The sequence below is a fragment of the Silvania sp. genome, assembly GCF_051656365.1.
Taxonomy (GTDB): domain Bacteria; phylum Pseudomonadota; class Gammaproteobacteria; order Enterobacterales; family Enterobacteriaceae; genus Enterobacter; species Enterobacter hatchlandensis.
This window is the reverse complement of sequence record NZ_JBOGBT010000093.1, coordinates 19,721-40,041: the sequence shown is the minus strand read 5'-3', so window position 1 is coordinate 40,041 and position 20,321 is coordinate 19,721. Positions and strand designations below refer to the sequence as shown.

General features: G+C 56.7%; 17 protein-coding genes. All 17 read left to right on the top strand.

Annotated features, from left to right (window positions below; translation table 11 throughout):
- The first annotated feature begins 1 nt into the window (after position 1).
- Positions 2-1,336: an N-acetylmuramoyl-L-alanine amidase AmiB gene (gene amiB / locus ACRDD5_RS17800; protein WP_438677540.1), complete on the top strand. Its 1,335-nt coding sequence runs from the start codon at positions 2-4 to the stop codon at positions 1,334-1,336.
- 9 nt (positions 1,337-1,345) lie between these two features.
- Positions 1,346-3,193 carry a DNA mismatch repair endonuclease MutL gene (mutL, locus tag ACRDD5_RS17795; protein WP_438677539.1) on the top strand — a complete coding sequence of 616 codons (1,848 nt, stop codon included), beginning with the start codon at positions 1,346-1,348 and terminating at the stop codon, positions 3,191-3,193.
- Positions 3,186-4,136, top strand: a complete 951-nt coding sequence (gene miaA / locus ACRDD5_RS17790; RefSeq protein ID WP_438677538.1) for a tRNA (adenosine(37)-N6)-dimethylallyltransferase MiaA — start codon at positions 3,186-3,188, stop codon at positions 4,134-4,136. Before mutL ends, miaA begins: the two co-directional genes overlap by 8 nt.
- A gap of 85 nt (positions 4,137-4,221) precedes the next feature.
- Positions 4,222-4,533 carry an RNA chaperone Hfq gene (gene hfq, locus ACRDD5_RS17785; RefSeq protein WP_006810391.1) on the top strand — a complete coding sequence of 104 codons (312 nt, stop codon included), beginning with the start codon at positions 4,222-4,224 and terminating at the stop codon, positions 4,531-4,533.
- A gap of 75 nt (positions 4,534-4,608) precedes the next feature.
- Positions 4,609-5,889: a ribosome rescue GTPase HflX gene (gene hflX, locus ACRDD5_RS17780; RefSeq protein WP_438677537.1), complete on the top strand. Its 1,281-nt coding sequence runs from the start codon at positions 4,609-4,611 to the stop codon at positions 5,887-5,889.
- Between the two features lie 116 nt (positions 5,890-6,005).
- Complete coding sequence (gene hflK, locus ACRDD5_RS17775) at positions 6,006-7,262, top strand: FtsH protease activity modulator HflK (RefSeq protein WP_271283306.1); 1,257 nt, start codon at positions 6,006-6,008, stop codon at positions 7,260-7,262.
- A gap of 2 nt (positions 7,263-7,264) precedes the next feature.
- On the top strand, positions 7,265-8,266 hold the full coding sequence (gene hflC / locus ACRDD5_RS17770; protein ID WP_438677536.1) for a protease modulator HflC: 1,002 nt from the start codon (positions 7,265-7,267) through the stop codon (positions 8,264-8,266).
- A gap of 262 nt (positions 8,267-8,528) precedes the next feature.
- On the top strand, positions 8,529-9,827 hold the full coding sequence (gene purA, locus ACRDD5_RS17765; RefSeq protein ID WP_271283304.1) for an adenylosuccinate synthase: 1,299 nt from the start codon (positions 8,529-8,531) through the stop codon (positions 9,825-9,827).
- A 192-nt stretch (positions 9,828-10,019) separates the two neighbouring features.
- Entirely contained in the window at positions 10,020-10,445 is a 426-nt protein-coding gene (gene nsrR / locus ACRDD5_RS17760; RefSeq protein ID WP_271267897.1) for a nitric oxide-sensing transcriptional repressor NsrR, read from the top strand.
- 38 nt (positions 10,446-10,483) lie between these two features.
- Positions 10,484-12,949: a ribonuclease R gene (gene rnr / locus ACRDD5_RS17755; RefSeq protein WP_271283303.1), complete on the top strand. Its 2,466-nt coding sequence runs from the start codon at positions 10,484-10,486 to the stop codon at positions 12,947-12,949.
- 218 nt (positions 12,950-13,167) lie between these two features.
- Positions 13,168-14,172: a D-cysteine desulfhydrase gene (locus ACRDD5_RS17750; protein WP_438677535.1), complete on the top strand. Its 1,005-nt coding sequence runs from the start codon at positions 13,168-13,170 to the stop codon at positions 14,170-14,172.
- Positions 14,165-14,872: an aspartate/glutamate racemase family protein gene (locus tag ACRDD5_RS17745; protein WP_438677534.1), complete on the top strand. Its 708-nt coding sequence runs from the start codon at positions 14,165-14,167 to the stop codon at positions 14,870-14,872. Before ACRDD5_RS17750 ends, ACRDD5_RS17745 begins: the two co-directional genes overlap by 8 nt.
- A gap of 39 nt (positions 14,873-14,911) precedes the next feature.
- Positions 14,912-15,919: a taurine ABC transporter substrate-binding protein gene (locus ACRDD5_RS17740; RefSeq protein ID WP_271283300.1), complete on the top strand. Its 1,008-nt coding sequence runs from the start codon at positions 14,912-14,914 to the stop codon at positions 15,917-15,919.
- Positions 15,916-16,686 carry an ABC transporter permease gene (locus ACRDD5_RS17735; RefSeq protein WP_438677533.1) on the top strand — a complete coding sequence of 257 codons (771 nt, stop codon included), beginning with the start codon at positions 15,916-15,918 and terminating at the stop codon, positions 16,684-16,686. The genes ACRDD5_RS17740 and ACRDD5_RS17735 overlap by 4 nt, the downstream gene beginning before the upstream one ends.
- Positions 16,686-17,462 carry an ABC transporter ATP-binding protein gene (locus tag ACRDD5_RS17730; protein ID WP_271283298.1) on the top strand — a complete coding sequence of 259 codons (777 nt, stop codon included), beginning with the start codon at positions 16,686-16,688 and terminating at the stop codon, positions 17,460-17,462. The genes ACRDD5_RS17735 and ACRDD5_RS17730 overlap by 1 nt, the downstream gene beginning before the upstream one ends.
- 53 nt (positions 17,463-17,515) lie before the next feature.
- Entirely contained in the window at positions 17,516-18,733 is a 1,218-nt protein-coding gene (locus ACRDD5_RS17725; protein ID WP_438677532.1) for a M20 family metallopeptidase, read from the top strand.
- Positions 18,734-18,755: 22 nt separating this feature from the next.
- The gene (locus ACRDD5_RS17720; RefSeq protein ID WP_438677531.1) at positions 18,756-20,318 is read left to right on the top strand and encodes an ABC transporter substrate-binding protein; all 1,563 of its coding nucleotides are present in this window, start codon (positions 18,756-18,758) and stop codon (positions 20,316-20,318) included.
- The last annotated feature ends 3 nt before the right edge of the window (positions 20,319-20,321 follow it).

Here is a 20,321-nt window from a genome sequence, read left to right as displayed (position 1 = left end):
GATGATTAATCGCGTTAAAAGTTGGTTGATAGCTGCAACGGTGCTGTTTTGTTCGCAGGTCGGCGCGGCAAGTTTGTCCGATATCCAGGTCTCCAACGGGGACAATCAGGCCCGCATCACCTTTAGCTTTATGGGCGATCCGGAATACGCGTTTTCACAGGACGATAAGCGCAGCGTGGCGCTGGATATCAAACAGACGGGCGTCATCAAGGGTCTGCCGCTCCAGTTCAGCGGCAATAACCTGGTGCGCAGCATTCGTTCCGGCACGGCAAAAGACGATCAGTCCCTGCGTCTGGTGGTTGACCTGACGCAGAACGGCAAAACCCGGGCGGTGAAGCAACAAAATGGCGCGAATTACATGGTGATTTTTACCATTAACGCCGATGCCCCACCGCCGCCACCTCCACCACCGGTAGTGGCGAAGCGGGTAGAGGCACCGGTTATGACGCCGCGTCCGAGCGAGCCCGCGCGTAACCCGTTTAAATCCGGGAGCGATCGCATTACCAGCGTCACCAGCAGCAACACGGTGACGCGTCCGGCGGCGCAGGCGCGTGCGGTGAACGGCGAGAAAGTGATTATTGCCATCGACGCCGGACATGGCGGCGACGATCCCGGTGCGATCGGCCCTGGTGGCACGCGTGAGAAAAACGTGACCATCGCGATTGCCCGTAAGCTGCGAACGTTGCTGAATGACGATCCGATGTTTAAAGGTGTCCTGACCCGCGACGGTGACTATTTCCTGTCGGTGATGGGCCGCTCTGACGTGGCGCGCCAACAGAATGCCAATTTCCTGGTCTCTGTACATGCCGATGCCGCGCCGAATCGCGATGCGACTGGCGCATCCGTCTGGGTGCTCTCTAACCGTCGCGCCAACAGCGAAATGGCCAGCTGGCTGGAACAGCACGAGAAGCAGTCCGAACTGCTGGGCGGAGCGGGTGATGTGCTGGCGAACAGCCAGTCCGACCCCTACCTGAGCCAGGCGGTACTGGATTTACAGTTCGGCCATTCTCAGCGCGTCGGGTATGATGTGGCGACTAACGTATTGAATCAGCTGCAAAGCGTGGGTTCCCTGCACAAGCGTCGCCCGGAACATGCCAGCCTGGGCGTGCTGCGCTCGCCGGATATCCCGTCCATTCTGGTGGAAACGGGCTTTATCAGTAACAACGGTGAAGAGCGGCTGCTTAGCAGCGACAGCTATCAGCAGCGGATTGCCGAAGCAATTTACAAGGGGCTGCGTCAGTATTTTGATGCCCATCCGCTCCAGTCGGCACCGCAGGGTGGCGCGGGGCAGACCGCCAGCGCAGTGTTACCGGGCGAGTCAACCTCGACCAATTAAGGAGATCACATGCCGATTCAGGTTCTGCCGCCGCAGCTTGCGAACCAAATCGCCGCCGGCGAGGTGGTAGAACGTCCTGCGTCGGTGGTGAAAGAGCTGGTGGAAAACAGTCTCGATGCGGGTGCTACCCGGATCGAGATTGATATTGAGCGCGGCGGTGCGAAGCTTATCCGTATTCGCGACAACGGCTGTGGCATCAAAAAAGACGAACTGGCGCTGGCGCTGGCACGTCATGCCACCAGTAAAATTGCCTCCCTTGACGATCTGGAAGCCATCATCAGCCTCGGTTTTCGCGGCGAAGCGCTGGCCAGTATCAGCTCCGTCTCCCGCTTAACGCTCACCTCCCGCACGGCTGAACAGCCGGAAGCGTGGCAGGCTTACGCCGAAGGTCGGGACATGGACGTAACGGTCAAACCCGCCGCGCATCCGGTCGGCACCACGCTGGAAGTGCTGGATCTGTTCTACAACACGCCCGCCCGACGCAAGTTTATGCGTACTGAAAAAACCGAATTCGGCCATATCGATGAGATTATTCGCCGCATCGCGCTGGCGCGCTTCGATGTCACCATCAACCTGAGCCATAACGGCAAGGTGATGCGTCAGTACCGCGCTGTGGCCCAGGATGGGCAGAAAGAGCGTCGACTGGGTGCCATCTGCGGTACCCCTTTTCTTGAGCAGGCGCTGGCGATTGAGTGGCAGCATGGCGATTTGGCCCTGCGCGGCTGGGTTGCCGATCCAAAAGTCAGCAGTGCTGCCTTTGCTGAGATCCAGTACTGCTACGTCAACGGGCGCATGATGCGCGACCGCCTCATCAACCATGCGATACGTCAGGCCTGTGAAGATAAGCTGGGTGTCGGGCAGCAGCCCGCCTTTGTGCTCTATCTGGAGATCGACCCGCATCAGGTAGATGTCAATGTGCATCCGGCCAAGCATGAAGTCCGTTTTCATCAGTCGCGGCTGGTGCATGACTTTATCTACCAGGGCGTGCTGAGCGTACTGCAACAGCAGGACGACCCCGCACTACCGTTGAACGAAGAGATCAGCACTGCGCGTCCCATTCCGGAAAATCGCGTAGCGGCCGGGCGCAACCAGTTTGCTGAACCGGCTGTTGCGCGTGAACCTTCTGCCCCGCGCTACGCGAGCGGTGGCAGTACACCCCGACCTACGGGCGCTAACTATCCGCATGCGCAGCCAGGCTATCAAAAGCAGCAGGGGGCGGTGTATCGCAAACTGTTGGATACCCCAACAACCGAGCAGCGTGCGGACGATGTCACCCCGGCCACGGAAACGCTGGCCGGACACAGCCAGAGTTTTGGTCGGGTGTTGACGATCGTGGCCCCGGACGCCGCGCTGCTGGAGCGCGACGGCCAACTGACCTTGCTGTCTCTGCCGGTGGCCGAACGCTGGTTAAAGCAGGCGCTCCTGACGCCCGGCAGCCATCAGGCCTGTGCGCAGCCGCTGCTGATCCCGGTGCGGATAAAAATTACGCCGGAAGAAACCCAGGTTTTACAGCGTAATCAAGCTTCGCTCGCTGAAATGGGCATTGAAGTTGTGGTTGAGGCCCAGCACGTCACGCTTCGTGCGGTGCCTTTACCCTTACGCCAACAAAATTTACAAAACTTGATTCCTGAACTGATAGGCTACCTGGCGCAGCAAACGACGTTTGATGCCGCCAATACCGCGCAGTGGATCGCCCGCCATCTGGCCAGCGATCACCCTGTGTGGAGCATGGCGCAGGCCATCACCGTGCTGGCAGAGGTTGAACGCCTTTGTCCGCAGCTGGTGAAAGCGCCGCCGGGTGGTTTATTACAACTTGTCGATTTACAAACGGCTAAGAACGCCCTGAAAAATGAGTGACATAAGCAATACTAGCCTGCCAAAGGCGATTTTTTTGATGGGGCCAACGGCCTCGGGCAAGACCGCGTTAGCCATTGAGCTACGTAAAGTTTTGCCAGTAGAGTTGATTAGCGTTGATTCCGCCCTTATTTATCAGGGGATGGATATTGGTACGGCAAAGCCTAACGCAGACGAGTTACGCGCGGCTCCGCACCGATTATTGGATATTCTTGACCCAGCGCAGGCCTGGTCGGCGGCAGATTTTCGCCGCGATGCGCTGGCGCAGATGGCAGAGATCACCGCAGCAGGGCGCATTCCCCTGTTAGTGGGTGGAACAATGCTCTATTTCAAGGCCTTACTGGAAGGGTTGTCGCCGTTGCCCTCGGCGGATCCGGCGGTAAGAGCTAAGATTGAGCAACAGGCGGTAGAGCAGGGATGGGGGGCGCTGCATCAGCAACTGGCCGACGTCGACCCGGTTGCAGCAGCCCGGATTCATCCAAATGATCCGCAAAGGCTTTCCCGGGCACTGGAAGTTTTTTTCATTTCGGGTAAAACTTTAACGGAACTGACCCAAACGTCAGGAGAGGCTCTGCCGTATCAGGTGCATCAGTTCGCCATCGCCCCGGCGAGCCGTGAACTGCTCCATCAGCGAATTGAGCAGCGTTTTCATCAGATGTTGGCTTCAGGTTTTGAAGCAGAAGTGCGGGCGCTTTTTGCCCGTGGAGATTTGCATACGGATATGCCTTCCATTCGTTGTGTGGGTTATCGCCAGATGTGGTCATACATTGAAGGCGAGATTTCACATGATGAAATGGTTTATCGAGGTATTTGCGCCACGAGACAGTTGGCGAAGCGCCAGATAACCTGGTTGCGCGGTTGGGACGGTATTCACTGGTTAGACAGTGAAAAGCCGCAGCAGGCGTTACATGATGTATTACAGGTTGTTGGTGATATCGCAGACTGAATGTGTACAATTAAGCCGTATCGTGCGCAATTTTTCAGAATCGCAAGGTTCTAAGTACAAAACAAGCATATAAGGAAAAGATAGAATGGCTAAGGGGCAATCTTTACAAGATCCGTTCTTGAACGCACTGCGTCGTGAACGTGTTCCAGTTTCTATTTATTTGGTGAATGGTATTAAGCTGCAAGGTCAGATTGAGTCTTTCGATCAGTTCGTGATCCTGTTGAAAAACACGGTCAGCCAGATGGTCTACAAGCACGCAATTTCTACTGTTGTTCCGTCTCGCCCAGTCTCCCATCACAGCAATAACGCTGGCGGCGGCACCGGTAGTAACTATCATCATGGCAGCAACGCGCAGGGCTCTTCTGCTCCTGCGCAGGACAGCGAAGAAACCGAATAAGGTTACGGGCTGTTTATCCACACGGGGAGCCTGGTTTCCAGCGTTCCCCGCTGATTTATTTTGAGGATTATACGCTTGTTTGACCGCTATGATGCCGGTGAACACGCGGTGCTGGTACACATCTATTTTATGCAAGACAAAGATATGGAAGACCTCCAGGAGTTTGAAGCTCTGGTCTCTTCCGCTGGCGTCGAAGCATTGCAGGTGATTACTGGTAGCCGTAAAGCACCGCACCCGAAGTATTTTGTTGGTGAAGGTAAAGCAGTTGAAATTGCGGAGGCCGTAAAAGCAACCGGTGCGTCCGTCGTGCTGTTTGATCATGCGCTCTCTCCTGCTCAGGAACGTAACCTGGAAGCGCTGTGCGAATGTCGTGTCATCGATCGCACGGGTTTGATATTAGATATTTTTGCTCAACGTGCCCGTACCCACGAGGGGAAACTGCAGGTTGAGCTGGCGCAGTTGCGCCACCTGGCGACGCGTCTGGTACGCGGCTGGACTCACCTTGAAAGACAGAAAGGCGGGATTGGTTTGCGTGGCCCGGGTGAAACCCAGCTCGAAACTGACCGTCGCTTACTGCGTGGGCGTATAACCCAGATCCTCTCACGGCTCGAAAGAGTTGAGAAACAACGTGAGCAGGGACGTCGTTCCCGACAGAAAGCGGACATCCCAACGGTGTCGCTGGTCGGTTATACCAACGCCGGTAAATCCACCCTGTTTAACCTGATAACCGAGGCCCAGGTGTATGCCGCAGACCAGCTGTTTGCGACCCTGGACCCGACGCTGCGCCGCATTAACGTGACGGACGTAGGTGAAACTGTGCTGGCGGATACCGTAGGTTTTATCCGTCATCTGCCGCACGATCTGGTGGCTGCCTTTAAAGCCACCTTGCAGGAAACGCGTCAGGCGACGTTGCTGTTACACATCATTGATGCCGCCGATGTACGCGTGCAAGAAAATATTGACGCAGTGAATATCGTGCTGGAAGAGATAGATGCGCACGAAATCCCAACGCTGCTGGTGATGAACAAGATCGATATGCTAGATGACTTTGAGCCGCGTATCGACAGGGATGAAGAGAACATACCGATTCGGGTCTGGCTTTCTGCCCAGACCGGTGTCGGTGTACCACTGCTTTTCCAGGCTTTAACAGAACGACTTTCTGGTGAAGTGGCACAGCATACGCTGCGTCTACCGCCTCAGGAAGGCCGACTGCGCAGCCGTTTTTATCAGCTTCAGGCGATAGAAAAAGAGTGGATGGAGGATGACGGCAGCGTGGGGTTGCAAGTACGTATGCCAATCGTTGACTGGCGTCGCCTCTGTAAACAAGAACCTGCGCTGGTCGACTACGTCGTCTGACCGGAAAGGATAGCCTGAAGGTTTTTGCCCTTTGGGATACCTGAATGCGCTGTGGATGCTCCGGCATGCCTGGCGAAGGACGGTATATCACCGCATAACAAATATGGAGCACATACATGGCGTGGAATCAGCCCGGTAATAACGGACAAGACCGCGACCCGTGGGGGAGCAGCAATAATCAAGGCGGCAACTCCGGGGGAAATGGCAACAAAGGTGGTCGCGAGCAGGGGCCACCCGATCTGGATGATATCTTCCGCAAGCTAAGTAAAAAGCTGGGCGGACTTGGCGGTGGTAAAGGTACTGGTGGCGGTTCTGGCCAGGGGCCGCGTCCTCATATCGGTGGTCGCGTGGTGGGCATTGTGGCCGCCGCAGCGGTGATCATCTGGGCTGCAAGCGGGTTCTACACCATCAAAGAAGCCGAACGCGGTGTTGTGACCCGTTTTGGCAAATTCAGCCATCTGGTTGAGCCGGGTCTGAACTGGAAGCCGACCTTCGTTGATAACGTGCAGGCCGTTAACGTTGAATCGGTGCGCGAGCTGGCAGCGTCCGGCGTAATGCTGACGTCCGATGAGAACGTCGTTCGCGTTGAGATGAACGTGCAGTATCGTGTTACCGATCCGCAGCACTATCTGTTTAGCGTGACCAGCGCAGATGACAGTCTGCGCCAGGCGACAGACAGCGCCCTGCGTGGCGTGATCGGCAAATACACCATGGACCGTATTCTGACCGAAGGTCGTACCGTTATTCGTAGCGATACCCAGCGTGAGCTGGAAGAGACCATTCGTCCGTACAACATGGGGATCACCCTGCTGGACGTCAACTTCCAGGCTGCACGTCCGCCGGAAGAGGTGAAAGCCGCGTTTGACGATGCGATTGCTGCACGTGAAAACGAACAGCAGTACATCCGTGAAGCGGAAGCGTACATCAACGAAGTTCAGCCGCGTGCGAACGGTCAGGCACAGCGTATTCTTGAAGAAGCGCGCGCCTATAAGACCCAGACTGTCCTGGAAGCTCAGGGTGAAGTGGCGCGTTTTGCGCGACTGCTGCCGGAATATAAAGCCGCACCGGAAATTACCCGTGAGCGTCTGTATATCGAGACCATGGAGAAAGTGCTGAGCCACACTCGTAAGGTGCTGGTCAACGACAGCAAAAATGGCAACCTGATGGTTCTGCCGCTGGATCAGATGCTGAAAGGCGGAAATGCGGCCGGTGCCAAGGGCGATAACAGCGGAGCGAACAATCTGTTGCGCCTGCCGCCAGCGTCGACCGGGAAATCCAACGCCAGCAACACCTCTTCTTCGAACGATGGTGACATCATGGACCAACGCCGCGCCAACGCGCAGCGTAACGACAACCAGCGTCAGGGGGAATAACGATGCGTAAGTCAGTTATAGCGATTATCATCATCGTGCTGGTCGTGCTCTTTACCTCTATTTTTGTTGTTAAAGAGGGCGAGCGCGGCATTACCCTGCGTTTTGGTAAAGTTCTGCGTGACAGCGAAAACAAACCGCTGGTTTACGAACCGGGTCTGCACTTCAAGATCCCAATGATCGAATCGGTTAAAACGCTCGATGCCCGTATCCAGACCATGGATAACCAGGCCGATCGCTTTGTGACCAAAGAGAAAAAAGACCTGATCGTCGATTCCTACATCAAATGGCGTATCAGCGATTTCAGCCGTTACTATCTGGCGACCGGCGGCGGTGACGTCTCCCAGGCTGAAGTGCTGCTGAAACGTAAGTTCTCTGACCGTCTGCGTTCTGAAATCGGCCGTCTGGATGTGAAAGACATCGTGACAGATTCCCGCGGTCGTCTGACCCTGGAAGTCCGCGATGCCCTGAACTCCGGTTCTGCAGGTACCGAAGATGAAGTGACTACGCCAGCAGCTGACGATGCGATTGCCAAAGCGGCTGAGCGCGTTCAGGCTGAGACCAACGGTAAAGTGCCGGTGATCAACCCGAACAGTATGGCGGCCTTAGGTATCGAAGTGGTTGACGTGCGTATTAAGCAGATCAACCTGCCGACCGAAGTGTCCGAAGCGATCTACAACCGTATGCGCGCTGAGCGTGAAGCGGTAGCCCGTCGTCATCGTTCACAAGGTCAGGAAGAAGCGGAGAAACTGCGCGCAACGGCGGACTATGAAGTCACCAAGACACTGGCGGAATCTGAACGTCAGGGCCGCATTATGCGCGGTGAAGGCGATGCAGAAGCCGCGAAACTGTTTGCCGATGCATTCAGCCAGGATCCTGATTTCTATGCCTTTATCCGTAGCCTGCGTGCGTACGAAAACAGCTTCCAGAGCAATCAGGACGTGATGGTATTAAGCCCGGATAGCGATTTCTTCCGCTACATGAAATCTCCGGTCACTAACCGCTAATTCTTGTTGTTTTTCAATCAGATAAATGGCGCCTCAAGGGGCGCCATTTTTTTTGCTCTTTCCGCTATCCGATGCCCGAGTGCTGGCGTGTGGTATCAACCGCACCGCTTGTGATGTAAATCGTCTCGTCACACAACATATTGAGGTAATCGTTTAACTGACTATGAACCCGTCCATTTCGCCGAATTTTGTATACAAAAAAAGCTGAACATCATCAAAACCGATGGTAGAATCCATTTTTAAGCAATCGGTGATTTTGAAAATGGGTAACAACGTCGTCGTACTGGGCACCCAATGGGGTGACGAAGGTAAAGGGAAGATCGTCGATCTTCTGACTGAACGTGCTAAATTTGTTGTACGCTATCAGGGTGGTCACAACGCAGGCCACACTCTCGTAATCAACGGTGAAAAAACCGTCCTCCATCTTATTCCATCAGGTATTCTTCGTGACAATGTGACCAGCATCATCGGTAACGGTGTTGTGCTGTCTCCTGCTGCGCTGATGAAAGAGATGAAAGGCCTGGAAGACCGTGGGATCCCGGTTCGTGAACGTCTGCTGCTCTCTGAAGCCTGCCCGCTGATCCTCGACTACCACGTCGCCCTGGATCTGGCGCGTGAAAAAGCGCGCGGCGCGAAAGCGATTGGTACTACCGGTCGTGGTATCGGCCCGGCCTACGAAGATAAAGTTGCCCGTCGCGGTCTGCGCGTTGGCGACCTGTTCGACAAAGCCACCTTTGCTGAAAAACTGAAAGACGTGATGGAATATCACAACTTCCAGCTGGTCAACTACTACAAAACTGACGCGGTTGACTACCAGAAAGTGCTGGACGATGTGATGGCGATTGCCGACATTCTGACCGGTATGGTGGTGGATGTATCCGACCTGCTGGACCAGGCGCGCAAGCGTGGCGATTTCGTCATGTTTGAAGGTGCGCAGGGTACGCTGCTGGATATCGACCACGGTACCTATCCGTACGTAACCTCCTCAAACACCACCGCTGGTGGCGTGGCAACCGGCTCCGGCCTGGGTCCGCGTTATGTGGATTACGTTCTGGGCATCATCAAAGCTTACTCCACTCGCGTGGGTGCAGGTCCGTTCCCGACTGAGCTGTTTGATGAAACCGGCGAGTTCCTGTGCAAGCAAGGTAACGAGTTTGGCGCGACCACCGGTCGTCGTCGTCGTACCGGCTGGCTGGATGCAGTAGCTGTGCGCCGTGCGGTGCAGATCAACTCCCTGTCTGGCTTCTGCCTGACCAAGCTGGACGTGCTGGATGGCCTGAAAGAGGTGAAAATCTGCGTGGCTTACCGTATGCCTGATGGCCGCGAAGTCACCACCACGCCGCTGGCGGCTGATGACTGGCAGGGTATTGAGCCAATCTACGAAACCATGCCTGGCTGGTCTGAAACCACTTTCGGCGTGAAAGAGCACAGCGGTCTGCCACAGGCAGCGCTGGACTACATCAAGCGTATTGAAGAACTGACCGGTGTGCCGATTGATATTATCTCTACCGGCCCAGACCGTACTGAAACAATGATTCTGCGCGATCCGTTCGACGCATAATCCTTGTTAATGCTGGCCTGCGGGGGAACCCGTAGGCCGGATAAACGTAGTGCCATCCGACGATCGCCCTCTCTTTCCCGCTTTTATCCCTTTCAGTTCAAATAAATTCACCGTTAACTATCTGGCTGGTTTATCATCAGTAGTGAATATCTCCGCGGATATGCCGCGTTTTACCCTTTTCCTGAGGTTGATGTGCAGTTAACAAGTTTCACCGATTACGGATTGCGAGCGCTGATTTATATGGCGTCGTTACCCGATGGACGAATGACCAGTATCTCTGAGGTGACAGAGGTGTACGGTGTCTCCCGTAATCATATGGTCAAAATTATCAACCAACTTAGCCGTGCCGGTTACGTTACAGCCATCCGCGGGAAAAACGGCGGCATTCGCCTCGGTAAACCGGCGCAGAGTATTCGCGTTGGGGATGTGGTACGCGATCTGGAACCGTTGACGCTGGTGAACTGCAGCAGCGACTTCTGCCACATCACCCCCGCCTGTCGCCTGAAGCAGGCACTGTCTAAGGCCGTGCTCGGTTTTCTCAAGGAACTGGATAACTACACGCTGGCCGATTTGGTTGAAGAGAATCAACCGCTATATAAATTATTGCTGGTGGAATGAAGCAAATTTCCACTGGAGCTGACAACGGAGGAACCGCTATGTCACAAGATCCTTTCCAGGAACGCGAAGCCGAAAAATACGCAAACCCTATCCCAAGCCGTGAGTTCATCCTCGATCACTTATCAAAACGTGAAAAACCCGCCAATCGAGAAGAACTCGCCGTAGAACTGAACATTGAAGGCGAAGAGCAAATTGAAGGCCTTCGTCGTCGCCTGCGCGCCATGGAGCGCGACGGACAGTTAGTCTTTACCCGCCGTCAGTGCTATGCCCTGCCCGAACGTCTCGATCTGCTGAAAGGCATGGTAATCGGTCACCGTGATGGCTTCGGCTTCCTGCGCGTCGAAGGCCGCAAAGACGACCTGTATCTCTCGTCTGAACAGATGAAGATGTGCATCCACGGTGACCAGATCCTGGCCCAGCCGCTGGGTGCCGATCGTAAAGGCCGCCGTGAAGCGCGCGTCGTACGCGTGCTGGTGCCAAAAACCAGCCAGATTGTGGGCCGCTATTTCACCGATGCTGGCGTTGGTTTTGTGGTGCCGGACGATAGCCGCCTGAGCTTTGACATTCTGATTCCACCGGAAGAGGTGATGGGCGCGCGGATGGGCTTTGTCGTCGTCGTTGAGCTGAGCCAGCGTCCGACCCGCCGCACTAAAGCGGTCGGCAAAATCGTCGAAGTGCTGGGCGATAACATGGGCACCAGTATGGCCGTTGATATGGCGCTGCGCACCCATGAAATCCCGTACGTCTGGCCAAAAGAAGTTGAAGAGCAGGTCGCCGGGCTGAAAGAACAAGTGCCGGAATCGGCAAAAGTGGGCCGTGTCGATCTGCGCGATCTGCCGCTGGTGACCATTGATGGCGAAGACGCCCGCGACTTTGATGACGCGGTGTACTGCGAGAAAAAACGCGGTGGCGGCTGGCGTCTGTGGGTCGCCATTGCGGACGTGAGCTATTACGTGCGCACCCACACCCCGCTGGACGGTGAAGCGCGTAACCGCGGCACCTCGGTGTACTTCCCGTCGCAGGTAGTACCTATGCTGCCGGAAGTGCTCTCCAACGGCCTGTGCTCGCTGAACCCGCAGGTTGATCGCCTGTGTATGGTTTGTGAAATGACCATCTCCACCAAAGGGCGTTTAACCGGCTACAAATTCTATGAAGCGGTGATGAGTTCACATGCTCGCCTGACCTACACCAAAGTGTGGCATATGCTGCAGGGTGACCAGGAGCTGCGTGAACAGTATGCGCCGCTGGTGAAGCACGTCGAAGAGCTGCATAGCCTCTACAAGGTGCTGGATCAGGCGCGTGAAGAGCGCGGCGGAATCTCATTTGAGAGTGAAGAAGCCAAGTTCATCTTCAACGCTGAACGCCGCATTGAGCGTATCGAGCAGACGCAGCGTAACGATGCGCATAAGCTGATTGAAGAGTGCATGATCCTGGCGAACATCTCCGCCGCTCGCTTTGTCGAGAAAGCGAAAGAGCCTGCGCTGTTCCGTATTCACGATAAGCCGACCACCGAAGCCATCACCGCCTTCCGCACCGTCCTGGCCGAGCTGGGTCTGGAACTGCCGGGTGGCAACAAGCCGGAACCGCGTGACTACGCTGAACTGCTGGAATCTATCAGCGATCGTCCTGATGCAGAAATGCTGCAGACCATGCTGCTGCGCTCCATGAAGCAGGCGATTTACGATCCCGAGAACCGCGGTCACTTTGGTCTGGCGTTGCAGTCGTATGCCCACTTTACCTCGCCGATCCGTCGTTACCCGGACCTCTCCCTGCACCGTGCGATCAAGTATCTGCTGGCGCAAGAGCAGGGGCTGAAGGGCAATACCACCGAAACCGGTGGCTACCACTATTCAATGGAAGAGATGCTGCAGCTGGGTCAGCACTGTTCGATGGCCGAACGCCGCGCGGACGAAGCGACGCGTGATGTCGCCGACTGGCTGAAGTGTGACTTCATGCTGGATCAGGTCGGCAACGTGTTTAAAGGCGTTATCGCCAGCGTTACCGGCTTTGGCTTCTTTGTTCGCCTTGATGAACTGTTTATCGATGGTCTGGTTCATGTCTCCTCGCTGGATAACGACTACTACCGCTACGATCAGGTTGGGCAACGTCTGACCGGCGAATCCAGCGGCCAGACTTATCGTCTGGGCGACCGCGTTGAAGTGAAGGTCGAAGCGGTGAACATGGATGAGCGCAAAATTGACTTCAGCCTGATCTCCAGTGAACGTGCGCCGCGCAACGTGGGTAAAACCGCGCGCGACAATGCGAAGAAAGGGCCGGCAGGCAAATCTGGCAAACGTCGTCAGACGGGTAAGAAGGTGAACTTCGAGCCGGATAGCGCCTTCCGCGGTGACAACGGCAAGCCAAAATCACCGAAACCGCCTAAAGCGAAGAAAGAATCTGGCGCGAAGAAGGAGCCAGGCACGAAGAAGCCGTCGGCGAAGACTCAAAAAATTGCCGCCGCAACCAAAGCGAAACGGGCCGCGAAGAAGAAAACCGCGGAATAATGTTTCCCCTCTGACCCCTTCCCACCGGAAGGGGTTATTCTTTTTAGCCGTAAGTCATTCCAGAACAGAATAGATAATTCCCCGCCTGCCTGATATTTCCTGCTTAGTTATTTTACAGAAAACGTTATTTATTAATTTTGATTAGCCATCTCATCACGATGTGTATAGTGAATTTTACTTTTTAGATAAATTCATTTCCTGCTTTGCAAGGAGCGTATATGCATCTGGCTCGTTTCCCTCGCGTTTCTCTCGGTCATTTCCCGACGCCACTCGAACCGCTGGAAAATATATCCCGCTTATTAGGGGGGCCGAAAATATGGATTAAACGAGATGATGCTACCGGCCTGGCAACGGGGGGAAATAAAACCCGTAAACTTGAATTCCTGCTGGCGGACGCGCAGGCGAAAAACGCGGATGTGATTATTACCCAGGGCGCAACGCAGTCAAACCACGTGCGTCAGACCATCGCCGGGGCCGCTCGTCTGGGGCTGCAGGCCAAAGCACTGCTCGAACAGCGCGTTACCGACTTTGGCGAAGACTACCAGCATTCGGGCAATGTCCTGCTCGATAAAGTCCTGGGTGGGGAAATCGTTGCCCATCTTCCCGCCGGAACCGATATGCAGCAGGCCATGGAGGATTATGCGGCAACCCTGCGTGAGCAGGGCCATAACCCGTATGTGATACCCGGCGGCGGTTCCAACCCGATTGGCGCGCTGGGCTACGTGGCCTGCGCCGAAGAGCTGCTGTATCAATCCTCTGAACGTCGCCTGCGCATTGACCACGTGGTTCACGCCACGGGCAGTACCGGAACGCAGGCGGGGTTAGTGGCGGGTTTCACCGCGACCAACAGCCACGTGCCGGTGCTGGGTATTAGCGTGCGGGCACCCAAGGCGAAGCAGGAAGAGAACGTCTGGAATCTGGCGTCCCGCACGCTCGATTTACTCGGCGTGCCGGGTGAGTTGTCCCGCTATGCGGTGGTGGCGAACAGCGATTACGTGGGCGATGGTTACGGATTACCGACCGAGGGCACGCTGGAAGCGCTGTCGCTGCTGGCCCGCCATGAAGGCATCCTGCTTGACCCGGTCTATTCGGCAAAAGGAATGGCGGGGCTTATCGATCTGATCCGTAAAGGTCATTTCCGTCAGGATGAGAACGTGGTCTTTATCCACACCGGCGGGGCGGCCGGGCTGTTTGGCTACCGTCAGGTGCTGGAACATGTCTGAATCGTTTTTGCTTGGGGTGCTGGGCGGGATGGGGCCGCTGGCCACGCTGGATTTTCAGCGCAGGCTTTTTGACGCCACACCTGCCCAGCGCGATCAGCAGCAGCTGCCTTCGGTGGTCTGGAACGTGCCGCAAATTGCGGACCGGCAGCAGGCGCTGGCAGGCACTGGGCCTTCACCGCTCCCGCAGTTAATTCACGGTATTACCCGGCTTAACCAGGCAGGGGCGAGCCATATCGCTATTCCGTGCAACACCGCGCATCACTGGTATGACGCGCTCAGCGAGGCGAGTGATGCCCCTATTTTGCACATTGTGGATGCCACCCTTGCCGCCCTGAATCAGGCGGCGGACAAGCCGCAGCGAGTCGGCATCATCGCCACTCACGGCACGCTTGCAGCCGGCTGGTATCAGCAAAAACTGATTGCTCAGGGCATCGAGGTCATTGAACCGACGGCGCAGGAGCTGGCGGAGTGGTTTGTGCCGGGCTGCTATGCGGTCAAGCGCGGGGCGCTGGATGAAGGGGGCGCGCTGCTGGTCAGGCAGGCGCAGGCGCTGTTTGATCGGGGGGCGCAGACGTTGATTCTGGCCTGTACCGAGGTGCCCATAGCACTCGCGGCGGTTAACGCGCCGTTTCTGCCATTAACGTTCGATCCAGCCCAGGCGCTGGCGCAACGATGTTCGCAATTATGGCAAGGCATCTAATTACTACAATTAAACCTTATATTTAATGGGATAAATAAAATGAAGAAGAGTTTCTGCTTATTACTGGCAGTGGGTGGCTTATGGGCAAATTTCAGCTATGCAGCAAATCCTGCTGAAGTGCGCGTGGCATTTAGCGGTGGTTCTCAGGTATTAATGCTGGCAAAAGCCGATGGCTCTCTGGATAAAGCCTTAAACAGCAAAGTGAAGTGGGTGCAATTTGCCTCCGGGGCCGATGCATTAAATTATTTCGCCAGCAACGCGATTGATATTGCCAACTTTGGATCCAGTCCGGCGACGGCAGGTATTGTCAGAAAATTGCCGGTAGAGATTATTGGGGTGTCCGGCGTCATTGCCAGCTATGAGCGACTGATCGGCAAAGAGGGTATTTCCAGCATCAAGGATATCGAAGGCAAACGCGTGGCGTACCCGCCAAACTCAACCGCGCAGTACGCCCTCGAAGCCGCGATCAGCGTCAATAAACTTGATCGCAGCAAGATTACCCTGCTGCCGCTGCGCCCGGCCGAGATGGTTGCGGCCTGGAAGCGGGGCGACATTGATGCGGGTTACGTCTGGGCGCCGTTTGCCCAGGAGCTGGAGTCCTCTGGCGGGCATCAGGTATTTGCCACCAAAGATCTGCAAAAAGAGGGCTACCTGATCTACAACAACTACGTCGTGCGTAAAGCCTTTGCCGAACAGTATCCGCAGGCGGTGAGCGCTTTCCTGCGCGTTCACCAGCAAAAAGTGGATGAGTTCAAGAAAGACCCGGAACGCGCCGCCGGCATTGTCGCCAAAGAGGTGGGTGCCCCGGTGACCACCGCCGCCAATACCCTGGGTGGGCTGGAATACCCCACACTTGCCCAGCAGGGCACCGCAGAGTGGCTGGGTAACGGCACGCACACGACCGACAGCGGTATCGGCAAAGCGCTGACTAAAACCTCTAACTTCCTGGCGGGTATCGGTGAGATCCGCAAACGTGATATTCCGGCCAACTGGGATACGGCAATCGAGTCGCGCTACATCCGCGAAGCGGCGGTAACCGCGCAATGAGATTGAGTCAGCATATCGCCATCAGCATCCTGTCGGTGGCGGTGTTCTTTATTGTCTGGCAGGTGGCGGCCATGCGGCAGTGGGTGGATCCGCTGCTGCTGCCGTCGCTGACCGATATCGGCCTCACCACCGAAGAGCTGCTGGCCGATGGCTATCGCCAGGTGCCGCTCTGGGAACACATTGCCGTCAGCCTGGCGCGTGCCCTCGGCGCGTTTGCCGTGGCGATTATTATCGGTATTCCGCTGGGCCTGCTGATGGGGCTGTCGGATGGTCTGGCGGCGGTGCTCAACCCCTTTGTGCAGTTCCTGCGTCCGTTGCCCAAGATTGCGCTGATCCCGCTGGCCGTCGTCTGGCTGGGGATTGGTGAGGCCTCCAAATTCTTCCTGATCTTTATCGCCACGTTTCTGAGCGTGGTGGTCGGTGCCTCTGCCGCGGTGGATCGCATTGGCCGGGCGCGGATCCGCGTGGCGCAAACGCTGGGTGCATCGCGTCAGCAAATTTTTCTGCGCGTGGTGCTGCCGGATGCACTGCCGGATCTGTTCACCACCGTCAGGCTGTCGATTGGCATCGGCTGGACGTCGCTGATTGCGGCAGAGATGGTTGCGGCCAGCTCTGGCCTCGGCTGGATGGTGATTAACGCCAGTTCCTATCTGCGTACCGATATCGTGATGCTCGGCATTTTGCTGCTGGGCGGTATTGGCTATCTGCTGGATCTGCTGCTGCTGGGCTTGCAGCGGCTGGTTGTACCCTGGGCGGGGAAAGAATAATGAGTGCTATCACGCTGGAAAATGTCTCGCTCGCGTTTGCGGCGAAACCGCAGCCCTTCACGGTGCTGGAAGATATCAACCTCTCCCTGAGCAAGGGGGAGTTTGTGGTGCTGCTTGGGCCGTCCGGCTGCGGTAAATCCACCATTCTGAACCTGGTGGCCGGCTTCAATAAGCCGGATCGCGGGCGGGTAGTGGCGGGTGGAAAACCGGTGCGGGAACCGGGGCCGGACCGCGGGATGATCTTCCAGCAGCCGAATCTGTTCCCATGGCTGTCGGTGCTGGACAACGTCACCTTTGGCCCGCGCCTTGGCAAACACCGTAAAGACGAAACCAACGCGCTGGCGCATGACTGGCTGGCACGCGTGGGGTTGAAAGGATTTGAGCATCATGCCCCCTGGCAACTGTCCGGCGGCATGAAGCAGCGCGTGGCGCTGGCCCGCGCCTGGCTACCGGAGCCGGAAGTGCTGCTGTTAGATGAACCCTTCGGCGCGCTGGATGCGCAAACCCGCTTGATGATGCAGGAGCTGCTGCGTGAAGCCTGGCTGTCCACCGGTACCACGCTGCTGTTCGTCACGCACGATGTGGAAGAGGCGCTGTTTCTCGCCGATCGCATCCTGATCATGTCAGCAAAACCCGGAAAAATTGTCGAAGAGATCGCGCTGCCGTTTGGGCGCGAGCGCGATATCGAAACCCTTGCCGAACATCCGCGCTACAGCGAGATCAAGCATCACGTTCTGCACCGGGTGCGCCAGGAGGCGAAACGGCACTTAGGGTAAACGCCATTCCCGATGCCGGGAATGAATCAACTGTCATGACTGAGGTGGAAGCAATGAGCAGCAGCGAATTACAAGACCGTCTTGAAACCAGTATTCAGCAGCATCGGGAAGCGTATGTGGCGATAGCCAAAGATATTCATGCTCATCCTGAAACAGGCAATAACGAATATTACGCCAGCGGGCTGCTGACGCAGCTGCTGGAAAAACATGGCTTTAGCGTCACCGTCAACGTCGCCGGGCACGAGACGGCCTTCTACGCGGTCAAGGAGAGCGGCAAGCCCGGCCCGACCATCGCCTATCTGGCGGAATACGATGCGCTGATCGATATCGGTCATGCCTGCGGGCATAACATCATCGGCGTGACCAGCATTGCGGCGGCGATTGCGCTTGCCGACACGCTGGACAGCACCGGGGGCAAAGTGGTGGTACTGGGCACGCCAGCGGAGGAGGGTGGGCTGCGCGGCAAAGGTGGACCAAACGGCAACGTGAAGGCTCGCTTTGTGGAGCACGGCTTCCTGAAGGATGTCGACGTGGCGCTGATGGTTCACCCGGCGGGCAAAACGCGCCTCTCCGGCCCGTCGCTGGCGAATAACCATCTCTACTTCCACTTTTACGGCAAACCCTCTCACGCGGGGAGCTCGCCGCATAAAGGGGTGAATGCGCTGGATGCGCTGGTGCTGCTGTACAACGGTATCAGCGTGCTACGCCAGCAGCTGCCGGATGGGATTCGCGTGCACGGCATCATCACCAACGGCGGGCAAGCGCCAAACGTGATCCCGGAATACGCCTCCGCCCACTACTACATCCGCGCCCACACCCGGGAAGAGGTGCTGGCGCTGGAGCCACGCATTCGGGCGATTGCTGAAGGCGTTGCGCTGGCCACCGGCACCACCGTGAAAATTGAACACCAGGTCGGCCCGCGCGATTTCAATATCAACCACACACTCAATGGCGCCCTGCTGGAAGAGTTCACCGCCGCAGGCGAGCAGGTGGAACTGAAAGAGAAAGAGGGGCTGGGTTCGACCGACGCCGGTGACATCAGCCACGCCGTACCCACCGCGCACCCGTACATCAAGATTGGTCCGGACGATCTGATCGGTCATACCGTGGCGTTCCGCGAAGCGGCCAACTCTACGCAGGGGTACGACGCGCTGGTGACCGGGGCGCAGGTGCTGGCGCGCACCGGATTGCGCCTGCTGACGGATGCCGCGCTGCTGCAGGCAGCAAAAGATGAATTCGCCGGGCGCATCGTTGCGACCCAGGCCGCTTAACGTTGACCGGAGCAATACAATAATGAAAATGCTGTTTTCTGCCGCCACGCTGCTGCTGGCGGCGGTTTTACCCCTGGGAAGCGCACAGGCGCAAAGCGTGGATCGTAATGCGACCCTGAACATTGCCTACGGCAACCGTCCGGGTACGCTGGATCCCTATCTGACCACCAACAATGCCACCTCGGACGTGGACCGGCATATCTTCGAAACGCTGTTCACCATCAATGCTAAATTCGAGCCGGTCCCGGAGCTGGTGCAGAGCTACACCCTCAGCGAAGATCGCAAAACCTACACCTTTGTGCTGCGTGACGGGATCCATTTCCACGATGGCCAACCGCTAACCGCCGATGACGTGGTGGCCTCGATGAATCGCTGGCTGGCGGTTTCCACTCAGGGCAAAGCCAACCTGCCGGGCGTGCAGTTCAGCAAAGTGGATGACAAAACCGTCACCTTCACCCTGGCGGCTCCGTCGCTTATCACCCTCAACGTGCTGGCCGATGTGAAGAACATCGCCGCCATCATGCCAAAACGTATTATTGATGCGGCCAACAGCAGCAAGAAGCCGGTGACCGATCTCGTTGGCACCGGCCCTTATAAGCTGGCCGAATTTAAGCCTGGCGATTACCTGCACTTAACCCGTTATGATCAGTATCAGTCGCGCACCGAGCCTGCGAGCGGACTCTCCGGGCAGAAAAAAGCGGACGTGAAGGATATCTGGTTCCGTTACATTACCGACGAATCGACCCGTCTTGCCGGGGCGATGACCGGGGAGTATGACCTCGTCTTCCAGCTGCCGAAGGACAATATTGACACCCTGAGCAGCGCCCCGGATCTGTCTCTGTTCCAGCCGCAGGGCGGCGGATCCCTGATCACCTATCTGTTCAACAAAAACCAGGGGCCGTTTGCCAACGTGAAGCTGCGTCAGGCGTTTAATCTGGCGCTCGACGTGCATCAGACGCTGCTGGCTGGCTACAGCGATCCGCGCTTCTTCAAAGAGGATCCGTCGCTGGGCTTCCCGGATCAGGTGGACTGGTACAGCGAAGCGGGCAAGCCTTTCTGGAACCAGCACAAGCTGGATGAGGCGCGCGCGCTGGTCAAAACGTCGGGTTACAACGGCGAAGAGGTGGTGATCATCGCCACCAAAGAGTATGCCGAGCTGTATAACCTGGCGATTGTTGCCCAGCAGGTGCTGAAGCAGATCGGCGTCAAATCCCGGCTGGACGTGTACGACTGGCCGACCGTGCTGCAGCGCCGCCAGGATCCGAAAAACTTCGATCTCTGTGCGCTGGAGTTCTCCATGCGTCAGGTTCTGCACCAGTATCCGTTCCTTGACTCCCGCGCTAAATTCCCCGGCCTGAGTAACAGCCCGGAGATCGACAGCGTGCTGGATGCGATCAAGCAAGCGCCTTCCCTGCAGGAGGCAAAACCGCTGGTGGATAAACTCAACGTGCTCAGCTGGCAGTATCTGCCGGTGATCGTGCTGGGGCGCACCACGCCGGATGCGGTGGCGATCAAAAGCAACGTGAAGGGCTTCCAGGATCTGATTGGCCCGATTCTGTGGAATGTCAGCGTAACCCAACCCTGACGG

Bases quoted from the DNA above. Each gene is read 5' to 3' on its own strand.
- ACRDD5_RS17740 (WP_271283300.1), top strand. From the start codon at position 14,912: ATGAAGAAGAGTTTCTGCTTATTACTGGCAGTGGGTGGCTTATGGGCA.
- hflK (WP_271283306.1), top strand. From the start codon at position 6,006: ATGGCGTGGAATCAGCCCGGTAATAACGGACAAGACCGCGACCCGTGG.
- amiB (WP_438677540.1), top strand. From the start codon at position 2: ATGATTAATCGCGTTAAAAGTTGGTTGATAGCTGCAACGGTGCTGTTT.
- ACRDD5_RS17750 (WP_438677535.1), top strand. From the start codon at position 13,168: ATGCATCTGGCTCGTTTCCCTCGCGTTTCTCTCGGTCATTTCCCGACG.
- rnr (WP_271283303.1), top strand. From the start codon at position 10,484: ATGTCACAAGATCCTTTCCAGGAACGCGAAGCCGAAAAATACGCAAAC.
- ACRDD5_RS17730 (WP_271283298.1), top strand. From the start codon at position 16,686: ATGAGTGCTATCACGCTGGAAAATGTCTCGCTCGCGTTTGCGGCGAAA.
- mutL (WP_438677539.1), top strand. From the start codon at position 1,346: ATGCCGATTCAGGTTCTGCCGCCGCAGCTTGCGAACCAAATCGCCGCC.
- hfq (WP_006810391.1), top strand. From the start codon at position 4,222: ATGGCTAAGGGGCAATCTTTACAAGATCCGTTCTTGAACGCACTGCGT.
- ACRDD5_RS17720 (WP_438677531.1), top strand. From the start codon at position 18,756: ATGAAAATGCTGTTTTCTGCCGCCACGCTGCTGCTGGCGGCGGTTTTA.
- purA (WP_271283304.1), top strand. From the start codon at position 8,529: ATGGGTAACAACGTCGTCGTACTGGGCACCCAATGGGGTGACGAAGGT.
- ACRDD5_RS17745 (WP_438677534.1), top strand. From the start codon at position 14,165: ATGTCTGAATCGTTTTTGCTTGGGGTGCTGGGCGGGATGGGGCCGCTG.
- hflC (WP_438677536.1), top strand. From the start codon at position 7,265: ATGCGTAAGTCAGTTATAGCGATTATCATCATCGTGCTGGTCGTGCTC.
- ACRDD5_RS17735 (WP_438677533.1), top strand. From the start codon at position 15,916: ATGAGATTGAGTCAGCATATCGCCATCAGCATCCTGTCGGTGGCGGTG.
- miaA (WP_438677538.1), top strand. From the start codon at position 3,186: ATGAGTGACATAAGCAATACTAGCCTGCCAAAGGCGATTTTTTTGATG.
- ACRDD5_RS17725 (WP_438677532.1), top strand. From the start codon at position 17,516: ATGAGCAGCAGCGAATTACAAGACCGTCTTGAAACCAGTATTCAGCAG.